Raw genomic sequence first — 1,763 nt, 5'->3', positions numbered from 1 at the left:
TTTTTCCGGCAATCTCCGGCAATTTCCGGCAATCTTTGTTAGTATATAGAAAGGTTGCCAGGAACTGCCGGAGATTATGAGGTATGTCTCACCCAGAAAAGCCCGCGAAATCCTCGGAGTATCTGAACGAACACTCAGGTACTGGGATCAAGAGGGCAAAATTAAAACCATTAGAACCCCAAGCAACCAGCGACGCTATGACGTCGATTCAGTGCTTGGAGAAGTCAAGAACAAACCAACAATTATTTACGCTAGAGTCTCTACCAGAAAACAAAAAGAAGATCTCGAAAGGCAAGCGGCGTTCCTTCAAGGGAAGTTCCCGAGCGCGGAAGTCATCAAAGATGTCGGATCAGGACTCAACTACCGCAGAAAAGGTCTTAAAACCCTATTGGGACGAGTTTTGTCAAGAGACGTCAGCCAAATTGTGGTCGCTCACAAAGACCGGATGGCAAGATTTGGATTCGAGCTTATCGAATGGATTTGTGAACAGAACGGTTGCAGGATCGTGGTTCTCGACCAGTCAAATCTATCTTCAGAACAAGAAATGGTGGAAGACATCCTTGCCATCGTCCATGTCTTCAGTTGTAGACTCTATGGACTCAGGAAATACAAGTCAGTTATCAAAGAAGATCCGAGTCTACCCGGAAACAGAATTAAAGCTAAAATGGAGGACTTGGATCAATGCCGCGAGATGGTGTTACAATCAGGCGATCGCGACTCTGAAAACCACAAAAATAGGGAAGTACGACCTTAGAAAGAAAATAATGTCAGACGTCCCTGAATGGGTTGGCAAAACACCTTACAGTCCCAGAGAATCTGCAATATTTCAAGCCTTTGAAGCTCATAAAGCAGCCAAGAAGGTAGACGGAGAAGCTAAGTTTAGGAGGTTTTCAGATTCAGTTCAATCGATCAGGTTCAATAAGGTTAACTTCAGGAAAGGAACTTTTTATCCAAAAGAAACGAAAGGATTGTCTTTTCACAGTAGCGAATCAATGCCGGAAAAAATTCTTCATGACCCTACTCTGGTCATTGATCGAGGACGTTGGTTTATTACTTTTGCCATAGATAAAAAACCTGACAAACCTTCTCTACCAAATAGAAGTATTGCTCTAGATCCTGGAGTAAGGACATTTTTGACTGGATTTGACGCCCAAAGGTTTCTAGATATAGGTTCAGGAGACATTGGACGAATTTACCGCCTTTGTTGTCACTTAGATGATCTAATATCTCGCGTCTCTTTAGCTAAAGGATCTAAAAACAAAAGAAAAAGATTCAAAATGAGGAAGGCCGCTCAGCGAATCAGAGTAAAAATCCGCAATCTTATAGACGAAGCCCACAAAAAGGTTGCTTGTTTTCTTACTTCTGAGTATCAATTTATTTACCTTCCCAAATTTGAGACATCTCAAATGGTGAGCAAAACAAAAAGGAAAATAAGAAGCAAGACCGTCAGAAAAATGATGTCTTGGGCACATTATCGATTCAAGATGACATTGAAGCATCAGGCAGCCAAAAGAGGTTGTTTTGTAGTAGATGTTACTGAAGAATACACATCCAAGACTTGTACCAAATGTGGCCACATTCACAGCAAATTAGGCGGTTCTAAACGATTTAAATGCCCAAATTGTGGCCACACCATTGACCGTGATCATAATGGCGCTTTTGGGATTTACCTAAAAGCTTTGAGGGATACCTCCTCGTCGATAACCGACGTGCTGTACACGGCTTCCGGGTTTTGCCAGGAATTGCCGGGTTAAATGTATCCG

Annotated in this window: 1 protein-coding gene and 1 pseudogene; both read left to right on the top strand. The window is 42.4% G+C overall.

From position 1 onward, the window contains the following. Nucleotides 1–73: 73 nt before the first annotated feature. A pseudogene (locus F6J99_RS44755) lies at nucleotides 74–667 on the top strand (IS607 family transposase); the annotation flags it as partial. Beyond that, nucleotides 573–1,754 (top strand): transposase, encoded by a 1,182-nt coding sequence (locus F6J99_RS44750; RefSeq protein ID WP_293123820.1) that lies wholly within the window; start codon nucleotides 573–575, stop codon nucleotides 1,752–1,754. The pseudogene F6J99_RS44755 and the gene F6J99_RS44750, both read left to right, overlap by 95 nt. Nucleotides 1,755–1,763 lie beyond the last annotated feature (9 nt).

Origin of the sequence: Moorena sp. SIO4G3, assembly GCF_010692305.1 — a bacterium.
Lineage (GTDB): Bacteria > Cyanobacteriota > Cyanobacteriia > Cyanobacteriales > Coleofasciculaceae > Moorena > Moorena producens_A.
The sequence above is the reverse complement of the archived record's forward strand: the minus strand, read 5'-3'. Positions and strand labels throughout refer to the sequence as shown.

What these genes read in the sequence shown, in the direction of transcription:
- F6J99_RS44750 (WP_293123820.1), top strand. Translation starts at nt 573, where the DNA reads ATGTCTTCAGTTGTAGACTCTATGGACTCAGGAAATACAAGTCAGTTA.